This window comes from Microbulbifer mangrovi (genome assembly GCF_002009015.1).
GTDB classification, from domain to species: Bacteria; Pseudomonadota; Gammaproteobacteria; order Pseudomonadales; family Cellvibrionaceae; genus Microbulbifer; species Microbulbifer mangrovi.
In genome coordinates, this window is sequence record NZ_LZDE01000267.1 from 1 (window position 1) to 19,982 (window position 19,982).

General features: G+C 57.7%; 16 protein-coding genes. 11 read left to right on the forward strand and 5 right to left on the reverse strand.

Going from position 1 to position 19,982, the window contains the following annotated elements; genetic code table 11:
- The first annotated feature begins 219 nt into the window (after positions 1-219).
- The 6 genes from B4U49_RS05385 to urtE all read left to right on the forward strand — a co-directional run bounded on the left by B4U49_RS05385 (position 220) and on the right by urtE (position 7,245).
- Positions 220-1,386, forward strand: coding sequence for a porin family protein (locus B4U49_RS05385; protein WP_078083554.1), 1,167 nt, complete (start codon positions 220-222; stop codon positions 1,384-1,386).
- Positions 1,387-1,455: 69 nt separating this feature from the next.
- Positions 1,456-2,742, forward strand: a complete 1,287-nt coding sequence (gene urtA, locus B4U49_RS05390) for an urea ABC transporter substrate-binding protein (protein ID WP_078083555.1) — start codon at positions 1,456-1,458, stop codon at positions 2,740-2,742.
- A 123-nt stretch (positions 2,743-2,865) separates the two neighbouring features.
- Positions 2,866-4,518, forward strand: a complete 1,653-nt coding sequence (gene urtB / locus B4U49_RS05395; protein ID WP_078083556.1) for an urea ABC transporter permease subunit UrtB — start codon at positions 2,866-2,868, stop codon at positions 4,516-4,518.
- A gap of 5 nt (positions 4,519-4,523) precedes the next feature.
- Complete coding sequence (urtC, locus tag B4U49_RS05400; RefSeq protein ID WP_078083566.1) at positions 4,524-5,711, forward strand: urea ABC transporter permease subunit UrtC; 1,188 nt, start codon at positions 4,524-4,526, stop codon at positions 5,709-5,711.
- Positions 5,712-5,716: 5 nt separating this feature from the next.
- A complete protein-coding gene (gene urtD, locus B4U49_RS05405; protein WP_420811462.1) occupies positions 5,717-6,553 on the forward strand; it encodes an urea ABC transporter ATP-binding protein UrtD in 837 nt (278 codons plus the stop codon).
- Entirely contained in the window at positions 6,550-7,245 is a 696-nt protein-coding gene (urtE, locus tag B4U49_RS05410) for an urea ABC transporter ATP-binding subunit UrtE (protein WP_078083558.1), read from the forward strand. Before urtD ends, urtE begins: the two co-directional genes overlap by 4 nt.
- Here urtE and B4U49_RS05415 read toward each other — a convergent pair.
- The 4 genes from B4U49_RS05415 to B4U49_RS05430 all read right to left on the reverse strand — a co-directional run bounded on the left by B4U49_RS05415 (position 7,242) and on the right by B4U49_RS05430 (position 11,686).
- A complete protein-coding gene (locus tag B4U49_RS05415) occupies positions 7,242-8,210 on the reverse strand; it encodes a questin oxidase family protein (protein WP_078083559.1) in 969 nt (322 codons plus the stop codon). The two genes, urtE and B4U49_RS05415, sit on opposite strands and share 4 nt — an antisense overlap.
- A 20-nt stretch (positions 8,211-8,230) precedes the next feature.
- The gene (locus B4U49_RS05420; RefSeq protein ID WP_078083560.1) at positions 8,231-9,052 is read right to left on the reverse strand and encodes an MOSC domain-containing protein; all 822 of its coding nucleotides are present in this window, start codon (positions 9,050-9,052) and stop codon (positions 8,231-8,233) included.
- A gap of 232 nt (positions 9,053-9,284) precedes the next feature.
- Positions 9,285-10,262 carry a glycoside hydrolase family 43 protein gene (locus B4U49_RS05425; RefSeq protein ID WP_239692479.1) on the reverse strand — a complete coding sequence of 326 codons (978 nt, stop codon included), beginning with the start codon at positions 10,260-10,262 and terminating at the stop codon, positions 9,285-9,287.
- A 38-nt stretch (positions 10,263-10,300) separates the two neighbouring features.
- The gene (locus B4U49_RS05430) at positions 10,301-11,686 is read right to left on the reverse strand and encodes an MFS transporter (protein WP_078083561.1); all 1,386 of its coding nucleotides are present in this window, start codon (positions 11,684-11,686) and stop codon (positions 10,301-10,303) included.
- Positions 11,687-12,174: 488 nt separating this feature from the next.
- Between B4U49_RS05430 and B4U49_RS05435 the strand changes: the two genes are divergently transcribed.
- Positions 12,175-12,921 (forward strand): FadR/GntR family transcriptional regulator, encoded by a 747-nt coding sequence (locus B4U49_RS05435; protein ID WP_078083562.1) that lies wholly within the window; start codon positions 12,175-12,177, stop codon positions 12,919-12,921.
- Positions 12,922-13,056: 135 nt separating this feature from the next.
- On the opposite strand, the gene araD1 is transcribed toward B4U49_RS05435, so the two are convergent.
- Entirely contained in the window at positions 13,057-14,052 is a 996-nt protein-coding gene (araD1, locus tag B4U49_RS05440) for an AraD1 family protein (protein WP_078083563.1), read from the reverse strand.
- A 291-nt stretch (positions 14,053-14,343) separates the two neighbouring features.
- Here araD1 and B4U49_RS05445 point away from each other — a divergent pair, with 291 nt between their 5' ends.
- The 4 genes from B4U49_RS05445 (at position 14,344) to B4U49_RS05460 (ending at position 19,892) form a co-directional block, all read left to right on the forward strand.
- On the forward strand, positions 14,344-16,080 hold the full coding sequence (locus B4U49_RS05445; protein ID WP_078083564.1) for an IlvD/Edd family dehydratase: 1,737 nt from the start codon (positions 14,344-14,346) through the stop codon (positions 16,078-16,080).
- A 209-nt stretch (positions 16,081-16,289) separates the two neighbouring features.
- Entirely contained in the window at positions 16,290-17,051 is a 762-nt protein-coding gene (locus B4U49_RS05450) for an SDR family NAD(P)-dependent oxidoreductase (RefSeq protein WP_239692480.1), read from the forward strand.
- A 182-nt stretch (positions 17,052-17,233) separates the two neighbouring features.
- A complete protein-coding gene (locus B4U49_RS05455; protein WP_078083565.1) occupies positions 17,234-18,826 on the forward strand; it encodes an aldehyde dehydrogenase (NADP(+)) in 1,593 nt (530 codons plus the stop codon).
- Positions 18,816-19,892: an aldose epimerase family protein gene (locus tag B4U49_RS05460; protein WP_204902988.1), complete on the forward strand. Its 1,077-nt coding sequence runs from the start codon at positions 18,816-18,818 to the stop codon at positions 19,890-19,892. The genes B4U49_RS05455 and B4U49_RS05460 overlap by 11 nt, the downstream gene beginning before the upstream one ends.
- Positions 19,893-19,982 lie beyond the last annotated feature (90 nt).

Sequence of the window (19,982 nt, forward strand, 5' to 3'; positions counted from 1 at the left end):
AGTGTGCACCAGATAGCGGTTCCTTCAGCCGACCTAGAAAAGTGCTCTTCTAATCCTGAATTCTCTGATCTTTAGTGTACGTACGCCCCCGATTCTGAAAACCGTCAAATGACGTAGTTACCGGCCCCAATACGCGTATAGCTACCCTGTCCACCCCGCCGAATAATCGATAGCACCAAGAACTAGCCAATCGAGAACATTCAAAAAAAGGGGATGCACATGGAAACGTTGTCTGGAGGTAAGGGACTACTGCGACCAGAAGGTTGTCAGCAGTCTAAAAAAATAATCTGGCGCAGCACCTGCGCCGCCGCGCTCGTGATCGGAAGTACCGCGTCGCTACCCGCACTGGCCAAAAAGTTCGAATCCGAAGACGGGCAGACATTCAGTATCGGTGCCGGCTTTCGCTCCCAGTTCCAATCGGTGGAAGGGGACAGTGATTTCACCCTGCCGGATATCCGTGTATACACCTCCGGCCAGCTGAACGACACGGTGAAGTTCACCTTCAATTTGCAGCAGCGCAGCAATGACACCGCAGACGTGCTGGATGCCATCGCGCAGTTCGAATTCAGCCCGCAGTTCAATATCTGGGCCGGGCGCATGCTGACCCCGGCGGACCGGATCGAAATGAGCGGCCCCTACTATGCCCTCAGCTGGAACCAGTACCGCCAGCCCCTGTACGCATCCGACCAGGGCGGCCAGGCAGGTCTGATCGGACGTGATGAAGGGGTTACCTTCTGGGGCACCGCTGGTAAATTCCAGTACGCCGCAGGCAGCTTTATCGGCCTCGATGGCTACAGCAACCAGGACGACAACCCGCTGTACGCCGCGCGCTTTGCCTACAACTTCCTGAATATGGAAGCGAACCCCGGCTACTACACCAGCTCCACTTATTACGGCGGCCTCGGCAATATCTTCACCCTTGCACTTTCCCTTCAGAGCCAGGAAGACGGCGTCGGTAGTGAAATGTCCGCCGGTGACTTCTCCGGGTGGACCATCGACATGCTGTCGGAAACTGTGCTCGATGCCGGTGGCGTGGTCACCATCGAAGGGGAGTACAAGAGTTTCGATGCGGACTACACCCTCGCTTCCCAGCCTGTCGATGGCGAATGTTTCTGCCTGTTTGACGGCGAGTCCGTATTCGCCACCGCAGCCTACCTGTTCCCCGCCAATGTGGGACCGGGCAAGTTCCAGCCCTATCTGCGTCTGGTAGAGAACAGTCCCTCCGATGCGGACAGCAGTAGCTCCACTGAGCTCGGTCTCAACTACGTGGTCAACGGCCACAACACCCGCCTGAATCTCAGCTTCGTCTCCGGTGACGCCAATGCTTCCGGTTATGCCGGTGCCGACGTGGACGTGCTGAGCCTCGGTATGCAGGTACAGCTGTAAATCCAGTGTGCGAGTGCCCCGAGGCACTCGTCTGATGCGACTTCCAAAATAGTGAAAAGGAGCAGTTCCATGCAACTGAAAAAATTTGTCGCCGGCCTGGCTTTCGCCGCCGGTACCAGCGTAATCAGCACCGTGGCCCTGGCCGCGGAAACCATCAAGGTTGGGGTGTTGCACTCCCTCTCCGGCACCATGGCCATCAGTGAAACCACCCTCAAGGACACCGTGTTGATGATGGTGGATGAGCAGAACCGCAAGGGTGGCCTGCTGGGCAAGAAACTCGAGGCTGTGGTGGTGGACCCGGCTTCCGACTGGCCGCTATTTGCGGAGAAGGCCCGCGAGCTGCTTACCAAGGAAAAAGTCGATGTGATTTTCGGTTGCTGGACGTCCGTATCCCGCAAGTCCGTACTGCCGGTGGTGGAAGAGCTTAATGGCCTGATGTTCTATCCGGTGCAGTACGAGGGTGAAGAGTCCTCGAAAAATGTTTTCTACACCGGCGCTTCGCCCAACCAGCAGGCAATTCCCGCAGTGGATTACCTGATGTCCGACCTGGAAGTGGATCGCTGGGTTCTCGCTGGCACCGACTACGTTTACCCGCGTACCACCAACAAGATTCTGGAAGCGTATCTGGAATCCAAGGGAGTGGCGAAAGAAGACATCATGATCAACTACACCCCGTTCGGCCATTCCGACTGGCAGAGCATTGTGTCCGACATCAAGAAGTTTGGCAGCGCGGGCAAAAAAACTGCGGTGGTTTCCACGATCAATGGCGATGCCAACGTGCCGTTCTACAAGGAGCTCGCCAATCAGGGAGTCAGCTCCGAGGATATCCCGGTGGTGGCCTTCTCCGTGGGTGAGGAAGAACTCTCCGGTATCGACACCGGTCCGCTGGTCGGGCACCTAGCCGCGTGGAACTACTTCCAGGGTATTGATAGCGAATCCAACGATTACTTTGTCCAGCAGTGGAAAAAGTTCATTGGTGACGAAAAGCGTGTGACCAATGACCCGATGGAAGCAACCTATATCGGCTTCAACATGTGGGCTAAGGCGGTAGAGAAAGCCGGCACCACGGATGTGGATGCGGTAGAGCAGGCAATGATCGGTATCGAGTTCCCGAACCTCACTGGCGGTACCGCCAAAATGAACAAAAACCACCATCTGTCAAAGCCGGTATTTATCGGTGAAATCCAGGATGACGGTCAGTTCGAAGTGGTCTGGGCAACTGACGATGTCGTGGCCGGTGACGCCTGGTCCGATTTCCTGCCCGGCTCAAAGGACCTGATCGCGGACTGGACTGCGCCGATCAAGTGCGGCAACTACAACACCAAATCCAAGGCGTGTAGCGGTCAGGCGGAATAAGTCACGGTCAGTGACCGGCTGAACATACCCCGGACCAGAAAAACACCTTCGCAATACGCTCCGCTAGCCGCGGGCGTATTGCTTTTTTGGGGCGTTTTTCAATTTCCGAGAAAGCATATAACTATGAGCGCGGAGTTACCGGTGAAGCAATTTTTACGAAGCGTCAGCCTGGTGCTGACCTGTTTGCTCGTCGTACTTTCGACCGGCAGCGCACTAGCGCAGTCGCAGGCAGTCCCTCCGGCGGTGGAGGAAGTACTACAGAAATTACCGGAAGCCAGCCTGCGGGAAACCGGCGAGCTGGTGCAGCAACTGGAGCAGGTTGGCGGCGCGGAGATGCGCCCGCTGTTTGAAACCATGCTTGCGGGAGATCTCTACTTCCACAAAACCAGTGGCGAGCTGATGGCGGTGCAAAAAAACATCGCCGGAGAGCTTATCGGGCGGGATGTATTTACCGGTGCGGAATTGGGCGTACAGGGGCGGCGCGATATTAAAAAGATCCGCGTCAACAACCGCCTGCGCGGGCAGTTGCGCGATGCCATCGGACGTATCGACCTGCTGCACGGCAGTGAAGCGGAAAAGCGCACTGCGGTACTGGCGATACTGGATGACCTCAGCGCAAATAACCTGAGCCTGCTGCAAAGTGCGGCAGATGTCGGTGTCAGTAAAAGTGTGGGCGACCTGATTGAACTCGCCAATGCCATGGTGCGCCTGCGTGACGGCAGTACCACCGACGATCGCCTCGCAGCCATTGCACTGATGGATGATCGCCTGGAGGCGCCGGTGCGCAACCAGCTGCGACGCCTGGTCGACGATGAAAATGAACAGGATGCCGCAGTAAAAGCCGCGGCACAGGAGGCGCTGGAAAATATTACCGAGCGCATCGAGTTTTACGGGCAGATGGAACAGCTGTTCTTCGGGCTCAGCCTGGGGTCGGTATTGTTGCTCGCTGCCATTGGTCTCGCTATCACTTTTGGCGTGATGGGCGTGATCAATATGGCCCATGGCGAAATGATCATGCTCGGCGCCTACACCACTTATGTGATCCAGCAATTGATGCCCGCTTCCATCGAATATTCTCTACTGGTGGCGGTACCAGCGGCCTTCCTGGTTTCCGGCAGCGTGGGTGTTTTGATCGAGCGCGGCGTAATCCGCCATCTGCAGGGACGGCCACTGGAGACACTGTTGGCCACCTTTGGTATCAGCCTGATCCTGCAGCAGGCGGTGCGCAGTATTTTCTCGCCGCTGAATATGCAGGTAGTCACACCGGAGTGGATGAGTGGCTCCCTGGCCATCAACCCGGTTTTTTCCGTTACCTACAACCGTCTGTATATCCTGCTGTTTGCCCTCGCGGTATTCGTCACACTGCTGACCATCCTCAAAAAATCGTCCCTCGGCCTGAATGTGCGTGCGGTATCCCAGAACCGGGATATGGCCAAGGCGATGGGCGTGCGTACGGAAATGGTCGACGCGATGACGTTTGGCCTCGGCTCCGGCATTGCGGGGGTTGCCGGTGTGGCGCTTTCCCAGCTCACCAACGTGGGGCCCAACCTGGGCCAGTCCTACATTATCGATTCCTTCATGGTGGTGGTATTTGGCGGTGTGGGTAATCTGCTCGGCACGCTGGTGGGTGGTTTTTCACTGGGCGTGGCGAACAAATTCCTCGAGCCCGCCACCGGGGCGGTACTGGCCAACATCATTGTGCTGGTGTGCCTGATCCTGTTTATCCAGAAACGGCCCAAAGGCCTGTTCCCGCAGCGTGGGAGGGCGGCCGAATGAATGCAATGAGTAACCTCATCGAAAAGATGACGCGAGTACTTACCGAGTTGCGCCAGCCGGGCAAGGGTTCCTCGATGCTGGTGGGTGTACTGCTGGCAACAACCCTGGCTATGTCGGCGGCCAACCTGTTACTACCGGCGGACTCCGCGTTTTACGTAAGCACCTACACCATTACCCTGATGGGTAAATACCTGTGCTTTGCCATGCTCGCCATGGCGGTGGATATCATCTGGGGGTATTGCGGCATTCTCAGTCTGGGGCACGGTGCCTTTTTTGCCCTGGGCGGTTACGGCATGGGCATGTACCTGATGCGTCAGATCGGTGACCGCGGCGTTTACGGCAATCCCGACCTGCCGGACTTTATGGTATTTCTCAACTGGCAGGAGCTGCCGTGGTACTGGTTCGGCATGGACCAGTTCTGGTTTGCGGTACTGATGGCACTGGCGATTCCCGGCTTGCTGGCATTTGTATTCGGCTGGCTGGCGTTCCGCTCCCGGGTTACCGGTGTCTACCTGTCGATCATGACCCAGGCGCTGACCTATGCCCTGATGCTGGCGTTTTTCCGCAATGAGATGGGGTTCGGCGGCAACAACGGACTGACCGACTTCAAGGATATTCTCGGATTTGACCTGCAGGCGGATGCGACCCGGGTAGCCCTGTTGCTGGTGACCACGCTGCTGCTGGTGATCGCGTTTATTACTAGTCGCGCCATTGTGCAGTCGCGGCTCGGGCGGGTAATTGTTGCGGTAAGGGATGCCGAGGCGCGCGCGCGTTTTCTTGGCTACCGCACCGAGCGCTATAAAGTCTGGCTGTTTGTCTATTCCGCGCTGATCGCTGCGGTGGCGGGCATGTTGTATGTGCCGCAGGTAGGCATTATCAATCCCGGTGAATTCTCCCCTCTCAATTCCATCGAGGTGGTAGTTTGGGTCGCGGTGGGTGGTCGAGGAACCCTTTACGGGGCAATCGTCGGTGCACTGCTGGTGAATTACGCCAAGACCCGCTTTACCGCCATCATGCCGGACGGCTGGTTGTTTGCCCTCGGGGCCTTGTTTGTGATCGTTACTGTGTATCTACCGCAGGGACTGGCAGGACTGTTGCAGCGTTTTGGACGTAGTGAGTCCGTGCAAGCCGCGCGGCGCGAAGAAGACGCCGGCTCTGACAGCGGCATAAGTACCCGGGAGGTGAATGCATGAGTAATCTGAATCAATTTGCTGGACAGGCGCGGGAACTGTTGCGCCGGGATACCACCTGGCCATTTCTGGTGCCGCGCCAACGTTCACCGGACGTGTCCAAGCAAGTAATCCTGTACCTCGAAGGCCTGAATGTCAGTTTCGATGGATTCAAGGCACTTAACGATCTCAACCTGTACGTGAATGACGGCGAGCTGCGTTGCCTGATCGGCGCCAATGGCGCTGGCAAAACCACGCTGATGGATGTGATTACCGGCAAGACCCGGTGCGACAGCGGCAGTGCCTGGTTCGGCCAGAATATCGACCTGCTGGCCCACGATGAGGCGGAGATCGCCCAGCTGGGGATCGGGCGCAAATTCCAGAAACCGACGGTGTTCGAAGCGCATACGGTGTTCCATAACCTGGAGTTGTCGCTGCAGGGCAGCAAGGGCGTGTGGAGTGCCCTGACGGCAAGCCTGACAAGCATTGAGAGCGACCGGATTGATGAAGTGCTGAAGATCATCGGCCTGCAAAACGCCCGCTTTCAGCTGGCGGGTGCGCTTTCCCATGGACAGAAACAGTGGCTGGAAATTGGCATGTTGCTGGCTGCCCAGCCGCGCCTGTTGTTGATCGATGAACCGGTGGCGGGCATGACGGCGGAGGAAGCAGAGCGCACTGCGGAGTTGCTTACTTCTCTCGCCGGCAAGCACACGGTGATCGTGGTGGAGCACGACATGGAGTTTGTTCGCAGTATTGCGCGCACGGTCACGGTGCTGCACCAGGGATCGGTACTGGCGGAGGGGACCATGGACCAGGTGCAGAACAATCCCGATGTGATCGAGGTATATCTGGGGGAAGAAGCATGATCCGGATCGAGAAACTGAACCAGAAGTACGGCGGTACCCAGATTTTGTGGAACCTGGATCTTGAGGTGGCGCGGGGATCCTGTACTTGCATCATGGGCCGCAACGGTGCGGGTAAAACCACCTTGCTGAAGTGCCTGATGGGATTGTTGCCGGCCAGTGATGGACGCATCCTTTTTCAAGGTAAGCCCATTGAGGGAAGTCCGGCCCAGGCACGGGCGAAGATGGGGATCGGTTATGTGCCCCAGGGGCGGGATATTTTTCCGCTGCTGACGGTGGAGGAAAACCTGCAGATCGGACTGCCGGCGCGGGGAGACGGACTGAAGAAAATTCCCGAGCGGATTTTTGAGTTGTTTCCGGTGTTGAAGGATATGTTGCATCGTCGCGGAGGGGATCTGTCCGGCGGGCAGCAACAGCAGCTGGCAATCGGTCGCGCGCTGGTGATTGATCCGAAGGTACTGATTCTGGATGAACCCAATGAGGGTATTCAGCCAAATATCGTCCGCCAGATTGGGGATGTGGTGACACAACTCAATGAGGAAGACGGGCTGACGGTGATTCTGGTGGAGCAGAAACTCGGGTTTGCGCGCAGGGTAGGCAAGGAGTTCCGGTTGATGCAGAAGGGGGCGGTGGTCGCTGCGGATAAAATGGCGAACCTGGATGACGGATTGATCCGACAGTATCTGGCGGTTTAACTGAAAACTTCCAGGTAATCCTTGTTGCCGTAATAGTGAAATTCTTCCAGCGCGCTGTAGGCAAGCTTGATCACGTGATCGTCGTCGCTGTGCAGTGCCTTTTGCATGATTTCCGCCTGCCGTTGCGGAATATCTTTTATGTCTTCCGCCTCGAATGGCCGGATAACTTTCGGTCCGGTGCTCAGGTAGGCAATTACCAACCCCTGCCAGAAATAGCGCAGGGCGGCTTCCCTGTCTGTGCAATACGGCAGGATCAGTCGCAGGGCATGGCAGCCGGTGACCCCGTGTAGCAGGGTGAAGTCGCGAGTTCCCAGGTAGGCGTGGATCGCCACTTCCGCAATATCTTCCAGCCCCAGCTGTTGTGGCTGGATCGCGGTGTCCATCCAGCCAGGTTGTCCGGTAACCGATTGCATATGGTCGGCGATATTGCCGGGTGCGAGTGGAACCTCGGGGTATTTCTCCGAGATATGCCGGATGATTTCTGCGGCCGGCTGCGGCACCCGTTGGCGGTTGCTGTCGAAGGTGTGGTAATCGAGGTTCCAGTAGGCGAGGCCCATGGCGATTTCTTCCAGGTGACGGGCATCGATTCCGTATGCGGTGCGAATCAGGCCGTGGAAGGCGGCGGTGGCGATGGAGGGGAGGAGTTTGGGCAGTTCCTGTTGCAGGCACCTGGCGATACCCAGTTGCCTTAGTTGTTGCTCATAGTAGTGCAGGGCGCTGGCAAACAGGTCCTCGCGATTGCGGCAGCGGCTGACATCGTCAATTTCTTCCACCGGGCTGCCGGGGCGCGGCTGCAGGTGCGGGGTGCTGCGGTCGAACGCGTGGGCCAGTTGTGCTGGTGTAGCGCGCATTCTGTCGAGGGCTATCAGTACCATGGGCAGGTGGTTGGCAAGCCGGTCTCCGTAGTGCACGTGATAAAGGCTGCCAGCTTCCAGCAACTGTGCGCAGTCGCGGGTAATGCTCATGGTAGTTTCCTTCTGTCGATTCAGCTGATTTCTACCCGATCTCCCAAGTGTATGGTGACCGGATTGTTGTCTCCAATGGTGCCTGCAGCGGCCGGTGCCAGGTTCATGCCAAAGTAAATCTGGCCATCTTCCCAGCGACGGTAGCTGGCGAGGGTGCGCAACGGTTCTTTTTGCGCGCGCCCGGTAAAGGGATGCAGTCCGGGAATTCCGCAGCGCGCACAGGGGTGGGTGCAGTCGAAGACCACGGAGCCATCGTGGGTGTGGATCGTCAGGGTCTTCCAGCGGTCTTCCGCAAAGGGTTCGCAGCCACTCACCACCAGATTGGGGCGGAAGCGCAGCATGGATACGGGCTCGGCAAGGCGACTGTTGAGGTCGTCGAGGGAGGCCTGGCTGATCACCAGCAGTGGTGCGGCATCGGCAAAGCCCACCTGGCGGTCGGCGCGCGGCGCTTCGAGCGGTCGACGGAACTCGTCGCCCATGGCCACAAGGCGCACCGGGGTCTGCAATTGCTCACTCAGCCAGTGTGCTGCGCCGTCGCCGGCGTCGCGGGCGGTGACGTCATCATTCCACACGCGGACCGTCCTGAGCGCGGCTTCGGGGCCCGGCTGGTGGATTTCGACGTGATCTCCCTCGGCATTTTCCAGTCGCACCCCCTGCGGGATGGCGGTGGCTTTCAATTGTGCCATCGGGCGCAGGCGGCGCTGGGTCACGAACTGGTTGTCTTCGTCCACCAGCATCCAGCGACGATCATTGAACGCACCGAAACGGTCCAGGGGGAGGGATTTACATTTGTGCCCCTGCAGGGATTTGACGGGGAAATGGTAGAGCGCGGAGATTTCCACTGACAGCTCCTGGGCAGGGATGTGAAGGCAAAGTGAAAGCCTAATGCTATCTGCAATCGTAAGACAAGGCCTGTGGAATTGTGGTGGCTGGGGAAGCGAGTTTGAGTATTAGGCTTTCCTGCCGATTCAGCGGGAATGACATGGTCAGTGGAACAGCAAAAATTGGACAAAAAAAGCGGCCCGAAGGCCGCCAGTCATCATGCTGTGAGACGATAATGCGGGGAAACCGTTATCAGGGTTCGGACGATTTACCGAACTCCGGGAAACCTTCTTCGTTCCAGCGAATCACTTTCACGAAGGTGTGACGGTTGGGGTCCCACAGGGGGTCGCCAACGATCTCGGTATAGGTACGTGCGTGGAACACCAGGATATCTTCACTGCCGTCCTCGGACACGGTGAAGCTGTTGTGTCCCGGACCGTAGATGCCGCGCTCGTAGCAGCTTTCCAGTACCGGCTTGGGGGATTTTTCCCAGCTGGCCGGGTCCAGTACATCGGCGTTCTCGTTTGCCCACAACAGGCCCATACAGTAATTGTGGTTAGTGGCACTGGCGGAATAGCCGATAAAGATTCGCCCATTCTTCTTGATGATCGCCGGGCCTTCATTCACCAGGAAACCGATCGCTTCCCAATCGTATTCCGGCTTGGTCAGCAGCACCGGCTCACCGACGATAGACGTCGGGGTGTCCATTTCAGCGATATACAGGTTGGAGTTGCCGGCGATACCCGGGCCCTTTTGTGCCCACAGATAGTAGTGCTTGCCCTTGTGCTCGAACACGGTGGCGTCGAGACAGAAGGTGTCAATGCCGGAATCCACCTGGGACAGGGTCCACTCGGCCTGCATCGGGTTGCTGTCGGTGGTGGTCAGGGCGTACATACGGTGCTGGAACAGGTCGTGTTTGATCTCTCGGGACGGCGCTGCGGCAAAATAAATTGCCCAGGTCGGTTCCTGGCCTTCGATATGTACATGGTGAATCTCGGGGGCCCAGATCAGGTCCGAGTAAGCGCCGGTATCCGGCTTGGTCCACACGGTAACTTTTTCTGCATCGGCGAGACCGGCGATGGTTTCGGCGCGGCGCAGTTCGAGACGGTCGTACTCGGGGACCGATGCGATAAAGTAGTAAAAGCCATCGCTGTGCTTGTAGATAAACGGGTCGGCACGCTGTTCGATCAGCGGTTTTACCAGGGGTTCTGCAGTCTTTTCTGGAATCACGGTTAACTCCGGTTACAGCTCGAGTTTAAAAATGGTAATCAGGTGGCGGACGGGTTCAGGGCTGGGCCTTCGATCTCGTCGGTAGCCTGGGTAGCATCGCCGCGCTTCAGCTGGTGATAGTAGTCATCGGTGATGATGTACTTCTTCATCAGCAGGCCCAGCAGGAAGTGGAACAGGCCGGGAATCACGGTCAGCATCAGTGCGATACCGGTGAGGGTGAATTCGCTCTGGGTCTCACCCGCCTGGTAGTTGAAGTAGGTCAGCAGCAGGCCGGTGAGGAAGCCGGCGATACCGGAACCCGCCTTCTGGCAGAAAGAGATGCCGCCGAATGCGAGGCCGGAAACGCGCTTGCCGGTTTTGGTGTGACCGTAGTCCACCGCCTCGGCGATGGCGGACCAGAACACCGGCGCGTGCAGGTCGACCACGAATGAAAGAAGGATGTAGAGCACAAATGCGAGCGCGATATCGCCGGGAGAGACCGCGAAGAACATCAGTACGCTGATTACGCCTACCAGCATCTGCGACCAGCTGAACAGCTTGATTTTACAGAAGCGCTTGGTGATCCAGGTGGACGCCACCATGGAGACGATGGAGGCAGCGATACCGGCGCTGGTGAACTGGGCTGCCAGTGCTTCGTTGCCGCCGAGGTAATAGATCGCATAGTAGAAGGCGACACCACCGCGCAGTGCATAGCCAATGGTGCCGAGCATGCAGGCGCCGGCCAGTACCAGCCACTGGTCGTTCTTTACCAGCAGTTGAAATTGTTCACGGAGAGGCTTGCGGTCCACCACGTGCTCGACACGCTCACGTGTGGTGAAGAAGCACAGCATCAGCAGGCCGACACCCACCAGAGACATAAAGCCCATGGCCAGCTGGTAGCCCTTGGCCGAGCTGCCGTCGCCCCACAACTGTGCCAGTACCGGCACGGAAGCGACGATCACCACATTGGCGATCTTGGCAAAGAACATGCGATAGCCGTTCGCCGACAGGCGCTCCTGCGGGTCATTGGTGAGCACGCCGATATAGGAGATATAGGGAATGGCGACGCCGGTGAACATCAGGGTGGCAAACAGGTAGGTAACGTAGGCCCACACCAGTTTGGCGTTGTAGCTGAAGTCCGGGGTGGTGAACAGCAGGAAGACCGCGAAACCGTAGGGAATCGACAAGTACAGGAAATAGGGGCGGAAGCGACCGTAGCGACTTTTGAATTTGTCCGTGAGCAATCCCATCAGCGGGTCACTGAAAGCGTCGACAAAGCGCGCTGCGAGAAACAGTGTACCTACATGGGCCGGCTTCAGGCCAAAAATATCCGTGTAGAAGTACTGCATGAAGTAAAACATGGCTGCAATCATTACGTTGACCGCCATGTCGCCGGCACCAAAGCCGACTTTCTCGAATACCGACAGCTTGTTCGAGTTCTGCATTTTATTTCTCTCTTATCGCTTTTATCACCGCACCGCTTATTATTGTTTGGTGCAGAAGCGATATATATATTATTGTAGTATCAATGTCAAAGCGGCCTATGTGCACGGATCGCTTTTATCTGTGGCGAATTAGGCGTAAATTGCACGGGTTGAGAGCCGATTTCTGTACAGTGTGTTCAGTGCCCGATCGCGGGGGCTCCAGACAGGTATCGACGTCCCTTCACCGTATTTGTGGCATTTGTAGCACTTTTGTACAGGGAAGTGTATAAAAAAACAGCACCGCTGCCGTGTTGCGGGTGTTTCCCCGCAGTAGTCCGGCAATAGTGAAGCCACAGCCGCTATTTGTCATAATGTAAGTCAAATTGCGCGATAGACGCGGGATACCGCCGTCCTGCTCTCTTTTTCCGGTTTGTTCCGTATAAATGGGGGACGAGGGCGTGCAGGTCATATAACAGGTGCTGAGAGCAGCTGAAGCTAGGTAGTCAATTATGGTTAAACAAGTCAGGGAGAACAGGCCGCGCAGTGTGCACGCCTGGGTCGCCTACGAGCTGGGTACCCGCATCGTCAGCGGCTACTACGAGCCGGGTGAGTATATTCCCAACGAGGCCACTATCGGCGAAGAGCTGAATGTGTCCCGCACCGCCCTGCGTGAGGCGTTCAAGATCCTCAGTGCCAAGGGGCTGATCGAGTCGCGTCCGAAGCTCGGTACCCGCGTGCGTCCCCGTGAGTTCTGGAACATGTTCGACTCCGATGTGCTGCGCTGGTGCTTCGATTCCACACCGTCAGCGGAATTCCTGCGCGCCTTGTTTGAAGTGCGCGAGATGATCGAACCCACCTCCGCGGCTCTGGCGGCCAAGCGCGCCAGCGATGAGCAGATTGCGGCGATCGAAGAAGCCTACCGTGGCATGGAGGGCGCCGAGCCCGGTACCGAGCAGGTCATTCTCACCGATATCGAATTTCACATGGCGATCCTGCGCGGCACCAACAATGAGTTCATGGTGTCCCTGGGGGAATCCATCAAGACCGCGCTGATGGGTCTGTTCCGCATCAGTAGCTCCAAGGAGTCCGTGTATCAGGCATCGCTGCCCGGACACTATGCGGTATATCTGGGGATTCGAGATCGCGATCCGGAGCGCGCGCGCTTCGAGATGAAGTCCCTGCTTTCCAAGTCTTCCCGCAAGGCGATCGACCACCTGGCGGAAGGTGAGGGCATTAATGTGGATATGGCGATCTGAGTGATCTCCCGATCCTGGTGCGTCTCCCTGTTGTGTCTCGTTGATTCGGGGCGCAAATAAAAAAGGCAGTCAAATGACTGCCTTTTTTATTGCCTGACGCTCCGTATCGATGGAGCGCAGCGCGCTGTGGAGTGATTACAGCACTTTTACCGCGGGAATCTTGCGGTCAACAATCTTCAGCGGATTGCGCAGGGCGCGGCCGAAGGTGGCGGATTCGATTTCAAAGCGATCTCCGGCTTCCGGCTTGATGCCGTCGCCAAAGCTCAGGGTGGCGGTGCCGAAGAAGTGCACCTGCAGGGTGCCGGGACGGCAGAAATTGGTGTACTTGAAGTGGTGGTCTTCCAGATTCTTGATGGTGTGCGACATATTGTCTTCACCGCTCAGGAAGCTTTTTTCCCAGATCACTTCGCCATTGCGCACGATGCGGGAAGTACCTTCGATATGTGCCGGCAACTCGCCCAGCAGCAGTTCCGGGCCAAAGGAGCAGTGGCGCAGTTTGGAGTGGGCCAGGTACAGGTAGTTCTGGCGCTCGGTCACGTGGTCGGACAGCTCGTTGCCAATGGCGAAACCGATGCGGCAGGGATTGCCTTCGGGATCGTTGATATAGATGCCGGCAATTTCCGGTTCCTCGCCGGCGTCCAGGGCGAAAGAGGGGCTGGGGATGGCCTGTTCCGGGGCGACAACGCAGTTGCCGTCACCCTTGTAGAACCACTCTGGCTGTACGCCGATCTCGTCTCCGCTGGGCTTGCCGCCCTCGACGCCCATCTTGAACATCTTCATGGTGTCGGTCATCTGTTCTTCTTTGCCCGCAGAGTTCTGCGCGTGCATCGCGGCGCGGGTGTCGGCACTGCCCAGGTGGGTCAGTCCAGTGCCTGCGACCATCAGTTGGGAGGCTTCGGGATGATCGATCGGTGCCAGCAGGCGGCCTTCGTCGACAATTTTCTGGTAATCCAGCTGCTGGTCGGTAAGCAGTGAGCTGGCCAGGGCTTCGAGCGGGGTGCCGGATTCCAGGGCGCGCTGTGCCAGCTGGTAAACGGTTTCCACGTCTTTCAGTTGTTCGATGGTGTTGCTGTCAGCCACTGCGCCCACTGCGCGTTGGCCGGATTCGGTGGTGAACTGGATCAGTCTCATCGCTTTTTCTTCTCTATATAGCCGGCTGTTCGAAATCACCGATTCGCCTGTTTATAGGGCTCGGCGGGACGTGTATATTTTCTGAGCAGTGCCGAGTGAAAAATGTTCTCTCAGGCGCTGGCCATTATTAATATCATACAATATGATGTATCTCAATGAGTGCACACCAACGGTGCCCTCTCGGGAGCTGCTGCCAGATTATGGGGCGAAAACCCTCGACGAGGTTGTCCCGAAAAATAAAAAGTCATACAATAATAGTTATGAGAGAATAAATAGGTAGGTTGTATCAAAATGGCCAGTGATAAAAAGAAAACTGCTCTTCGGTCCGCCAATTGGTTCGGCACTCGCGATAAAAACGGCTTCATGTACCGCAGCTGGATGAAGAACCAGGGGATCCCCGAGCATCATTTCGAAGGCAAGCCGGTTATTGGTATCTGTAATACCTGGTCTGAATTGACTCCGTGTAACGCCCACTTTCGCAAGATTGCCGAGCACGTCAAGAAGGGCGTGATCGAGGCGGGCGGCGTACCTGTAGAATTTCCCGTATTTTCCAATGGTGAGTCGAACCTGCGTCCCACCGCGATGTTTACCCGCAACCTCGCTGCCATGGATACCGAAGAAGCCATCCGTGGCAACCCGATCGACGCGGTTGTACTGCTGGTAGGTTGTGACAAGACTACCCCGGCCCTGCTGATGGGCGCCGCCAGCTGTAACCTGCCCACCATTGTGGTCACCGGTGGCCCGATGCTGAACGGCAAGCATAAAGGCAAGGACGTCGGTTCCGGCACCCTCGTGTGGCAGGCCCACGAAGAGTACAAGGCCGGCAATATCTCCCTGCACGAATTCCTCAGCGCCGAGGCGAGTATGTCCCGCTCCGCGGGTACCTGTAACACCATGGGTACCGCGTCCACCATGGCGTGTATGGCAGAGTCACTGGGCACCAGCCTCCCGCACAACGCCGCGATTCCGGCAGTGGATTCGCGCCGCTACGTGCTGGCGCACCTGTCCGGCATGCGTATCGTCGACATGGTGCACGAGGACCTGACCCTGTCCAAGGTGCTGACCAAAGAAGCCTTCATCAATGCGATCCGTACCAATGCGGCGATCGGTGGCTCCACCAATGCGGTTATCCACCTCAAGGCCATTGCCGGCCGTATGGGTGTGGATCTGGACCTGGACGACTGGAAAGAAGGGCGTGAAGTACCCACCCTGGTAAACCTGCAGCCGTCCGGCAAATACCTGATGGAAGAGTTTTACTATGCCGGCGGTCTGCCCGCGGTGCTGCGTCGCCTGGGTGAGTCCGGTGCACTGAACAAGGACTGCCTGACCGTTAACGGCAAGACTATCGGCGAGAATGTCGAAGATGCGCCCTGCTATGACGATGACGTGATCCGTCCTCTGGATAACCCGCTGGTGGAAAGTGGTGGTATCTGTGTGCTGCGCGGCAACCTGGCTCCGCGCGGTGCCGTGTTGAAGCCGTCCGCCGCCAGCCCTGAGCTGATGAACCACCGCGGTCGCGCCGTGGTGTTTGAAAACTTCGAGCACTACAAGTCCCGCGTGGTGGATCCGGACCTGGATATCGATGAAACCTGTGTGATGGTTCTCAAGAATTGTGGTCCAAAGGGTTACCCCGGTATGGCGGAAGTGGGCAATATGGGCCTGCCGCCGAAAGTGCTCAAAAAAGGCATCAAGGACATGGTGCGAATTTCCGATGCGCGCATGAGTGGCACCGCGTTCGGTACCGTGGTACTGCACACCGCACCGGAAGCGATGGAATTCGGTCCGCTGGCCGCGGTTCAAGATGGCGACATGATCCACCTGGATGCGCACAACGGTGTACTGCACCTGGAAGTGTCCGACGAGGAAATTGCCGCGCGACTCGAGAAACTCAAGGCCAATCGCGTTATCGCCAGTACCAGTGGTTACGAAGCCATGTATCGCAACCATGTAATGCAGGCGGACGAGGGCTGTGACTTTGACTTCCTGGTGGGCTGTCGCGGCTCCGATGTACCACCGCATTCGCACTAAACGTCGCGGCGTTCTCTTGATAGCGAAGCAGAAACAGCAGCAAAAGATTTTCTACAGGTAACCCATTAACCGGTTTATCACGTTGACTCCCAAGCGCCCTTCGGGGCGCCTTTTTTTCAACGTTATCGGTTTATTCTGTAGGCTGGATTCCCGCGGAATCCCCGCCACCCCCCAGAGAGGGTGACTGGAACAACGAATAAAGTGAGCGAATGATGACGCTGACCAATCAATATCCGAGCCTCAAGGGCAAAACAGTATTTATTTCCGGCGGTGGCTCCGGCATCGGTGCCAGTCTGGTGGAATCCTTTTTCCAGCAGGGCGCAAAGGTCGCCTTTGTCGATATCCAGGAAAACGTGTCCAATACTCTGGTAGATCGTCTGGGTAGTGACGATGTGCGTTTTTATCCCTGTGACCTCACCGACGTCGAGCGCCTGCAGGCCGTGATCGCACAGGCGGCTGAAGATCTCGGTCCCATTTCCGTGCTGGTTAACAACGCCGCCAACGACACCCGCCACGATTTCCGCGAAGTGACCCCCGAGCAATGGGACAAGTGCTTGGCGGTCAATATGCGCCACCACTTCTTCGCCGCCCAGGCGGTGTACCCGTACATGAAACAACTGGGAGCCGGTTCCATCATCAACCTCGGCTCCATGAGCTGGCACGCGGGGCAGGGCGGTATGCCGGGCTACACCAGTTCCAAGGCCTCCATCGAAGGCCTGACCCGCGGTCTCGCCCGCGATATGGGGCCGGACCGCATTCGCGTGAACTGCCTGGTGCCCGGCTGGGTGATGACCGAGAAGCAACTGAGCGAGCGAGTGGATGAAGCGGCGCGCGAGGCCATCGACAAGGGCCAGAGCGTGAAAGATCCGCTGATGCCCGAGAGTATTAGCGCCATGGCGCTGTTCCTCGCATCCGACGATGCCAGCATGTGCACCTCGCAGAACTTTATCGTCGACGGCGGCTGGATCTAGAAATGGTCTGTGGCTACTGCGCGAACGTCTGGCGGCGTCCGGCGGTACTGGTGCGCCAGCCCGGTCACCATCCTCATGTACGCGCTAGTACACTGCGGTGCCTCCGTTCCGGCGGCCACCACCAGACGCTCGCTACGCCACAAATCCATTTCTAATAGAAAATATTTTTTAGGAGAAATTGAATGACCATTTCCGGAAAGCAATTGATCGCAGGTAACTGGACCGACGGCCGCGCTGGGTCTTTTCACGGCGTAAACCCCGCCACCGGTGAGAACCTTGAGCCCGCCATTACCGCCGCCGATGAATTTCAGGTAACTGAAGCGGTCAATGCGGCGAGCGCCTGTGCCACCGAATTTGCCAACCTGACCCCGGCCAAGCGCGCAGAATTCCTGAACGCCTGCGCCGACGAAATCATGAACCTGGGTGACGAACTGCTGGAGCGGGTTTCCGCTGAGACCGGCTACCCGCTGGCGCGTGCCCAGGGCGAACGCGGTCGTACCTGTGGTCAGCTGCGCCTGTTCGCAGACTGGATCGTACAGGGCGAATATCTGGACGCGCGCATCGATACCGCCATGCCGGACCGCGAGCCGCTGCCGCGTCCGGACCTGCGTTCATTCAACCAGGCGCTGGGACCGGTCGCGGTCTTCGGTGCGAGCAATTTCCCGCTGGCGTTCTCCGTCGCTGGTGGGGACACCGCGGCGGCGTTTGCCGCCGGTTGTCCGGTGATTGTAAAGGGACACAACTCCCACCCCGGTACCAGCGAGCTGGTGGCCCAGGCCATCGACAAGGCTGTGAAAAGCACCGGTATGCCCGCTGGCGTATTCTCCCTGATCCTGGGCTCCGGCCGCCGTGTCGGCGCCGAGCTGGTGAAAGCACCGGGCGTTAAAGCCGTGGGCTTTACCGGCTCGCTGCAGGGAGGCATGGCGCTGTTCAACCTGGCCAATGCACGTCCGGAGCCGATTCCGGTATTCGCGGAAATGGGCAGCATCAACCCGGTAGTACTGTTACCGGACGCGCTGCAAGAAAAGGCCGAAACTATCGCTGAAGGTTTTGTCGGCTCCCTGACACTGGGCACCGGTCAGTTCTGTGTAAACCCGGGCCTGGTGCTGGCGGTTGAAGGGGAAGGCCTGGATCGTTTCATCAGCGCCACCTGTGAAGCGCTGTCGAAAGTCGGCGCCGGCGTTATGCTGAACGAAAATACCCTGGCCGGTTACCAGAGTGGTGTTGCCCGCCTGCGCGATCAGCAGGGTGTAGAGCAAGTTGGCTGCGGCGAGCCCGCTGGCGAAGACGCCGGCTTTACCTGTCAGGCTGGTCTGCTGACTGTCGATGGCAAGAGTTTCCTGGCGAATAAAGAGCTGCAGGAAGAGGTCTTCGGCCCCATGTCCCTGGTAGTGAAGTGCCGCGACCACGCCGAACTGCTGCAAGCGGTTTCTGCACTGCAGGGCCAGCTGACCGGAACATTGCAGTGCACCGAATCCGAGCTGGCAAATTACGGCGACCTGGTGGAAGTCCTGCGCCAGAAAGTGGGCCGTGTTGTGTGCAATAACTTCCCCACTGGCGTCGAAGTTTGCCACTCCATGATGCACGGCGGCCCTTTCCCGGCGGCAACCGACGCACGCTTTACCTCTGTAGGCACCATGTCCATCGCGCGTTTTGTGCGTCCGATCTGCTTCCAGAATTACCCGGAAGCACTGCTGCCGGACGCTCTGAAAAACAGCAATCCGCTGAACATCGCGCGTCTCGTTAACGGTGAAAAGACCAGTGATGCAATCTGAATTGATCATGCCCAGCGGGATTGAAACATCCGAGCTGGCGGTCGGTGGGCCAGAGGGCAGCGGCAACCAGCCGCTGCAGCTGGTCACTCTGGCGAACAGTCGCGGCACCCGCGTTACCCTGTGTGATCTGGGTGCCAGCCTGTACGCCATCCACACCAGGGATCGCTACGGACACAGTGACAATATCCTGCTGACCTACGCGGATCCCCAGCACTGGCTGGACAACGAGTACTACCTTGGCGTTACCGCCGGACGTGTCGCCAACCGTATTGGCGGTGCCAGCTTTGAGCTGGGTAGCAAGACCTATCAGCTGCCAGCAAACGATGGTGCAAACCATCTGCACGGCGGTCCGCAGGGACTGCACACCAAGCGCTGGCAGATTGTGCAGAGCGAATCCAGTGCGCGCTTCCAATCTGTCACTTTTCGCTGTGTCAGTGAAGACGGCGACGCGGGGTATCCCGGTAACCTGGATATTGAACTGACGTACTGTCTGGACGAAGACGATGCGTTGACCCTGGAATACCGCGCGGTGACCGATGCGGATACACCGGTTGCGTTGACCAATCACTGTTACTGGAACCTGGCGGGTGGCGATGGAATTCTCGAGCACGAGCTGGAGATCTATGCGGACCAGCTGCTGCGCCTGAACGAACAGCTGATCCCGACTGGTGAGTTGCTCAAGGTTGCGGATACGCCGGTGGATTTCCGCAAGCGCAAGCAGATTGGCCGCGATATCGAGTGGTGGCCGGGTGGTTACGATAACTTCTGGGTTGTCGACGAGACCGCGGACAAGGCACTGAAGCCAATCGCATCCCTGGTGCATCCTGCCTCCGGGCGTTCGGTCAAAATTGTTTCCAGTGAGGCTGGAGTGCAGTTTTACAGCGGAAACTTCCTGGATGGCAGCCGCAATCGCGATGGCGGCTCCCCCATGAATCAGTATGCGGGATTGTGTCTGGAAACCCACGGTTTCCCGGATTCGCCCAATCACAGCAATTTCCCTTCTGTAATTTTGAAGAAGGGTGATGAGTACAGGCAGACAACGGTTTACCAGTTTTCTGCGGAATAAATTTTCGGAAGGCGATTAAAAAACGCTGACTTTCCGATAAGACCGGTGCCCGGTATGGGTTTCCGGAACTGTCGAAAAGAGGGACCTTTT

Bases quoted from the DNA above. Each gene is read 5' to 3' on its own strand.
- urtE (WP_078083558.1), top strand. From the start codon at position 6,550: ATGATCCGGATCGAGAAACTGAACCAGAAGTACGGCGGTACCCAGATT.
- B4U49_RS05450 (WP_239692480.1), top strand. From the start codon at position 16,290: ATGATGACGCTGACCAATCAATATCCGAGCCTCAAGGGCAAAACAGTA.
- urtC (WP_078083566.1), top strand. From the start codon at position 4,524: ATGAGTAACCTCATCGAAAAGATGACGCGAGTACTTACCGAGTTGCGC.
- B4U49_RS05435 (WP_078083562.1), top strand. From the start codon at position 12,175: ATGGTTAAACAAGTCAGGGAGAACAGGCCGCGCAGTGTGCACGCCTGG.
- araD1 (WP_078083563.1), bottom strand. From the start codon at position 14,052: ATGAGACTGATCCAGTTCACCACCGAATCCGGCCAACGCGCAGTGGGC.
- B4U49_RS05430 (WP_078083561.1), bottom strand. From the start codon at position 11,686: ATGCAGAACTCGAACAAGCTGTCGGTATTCGAGAAAGTCGGCTTTGGT.
- B4U49_RS05415 (WP_078083559.1), bottom strand. From the start codon at position 8,210: ATGAGCATTACCCGCGACTGCGCACAGTTGCTGGAAGCTGGCAGCCTT.
- B4U49_RS05460 (WP_204902988.1), top strand. From the start codon at position 18,816: ATGCAATCTGAATTGATCATGCCCAGCGGGATTGAAACATCCGAGCTG.
- B4U49_RS05385 (WP_078083554.1), top strand. From the start codon at position 220: ATGGAAACGTTGTCTGGAGGTAAGGGACTACTGCGACCAGAAGGTTGT.
- B4U49_RS05455 (WP_078083565.1), top strand. From the start codon at position 17,234: ATGACCATTTCCGGAAAGCAATTGATCGCAGGTAACTGGACCGACGGC.
- urtA (WP_078083555.1), top strand. From the start codon at position 1,456: ATGCAACTGAAAAAATTTGTCGCCGGCCTGGCTTTCGCCGCCGGTACC.
- B4U49_RS05445 (WP_078083564.1), top strand. From the start codon at position 14,344: ATGGCCAGTGATAAAAAGAAAACTGCTCTTCGGTCCGCCAATTGGTTC.
- urtB (WP_078083556.1), top strand. From the start codon at position 2,866: ATGAGCGCGGAGTTACCGGTGAAGCAATTTTTACGAAGCGTCAGCCTG.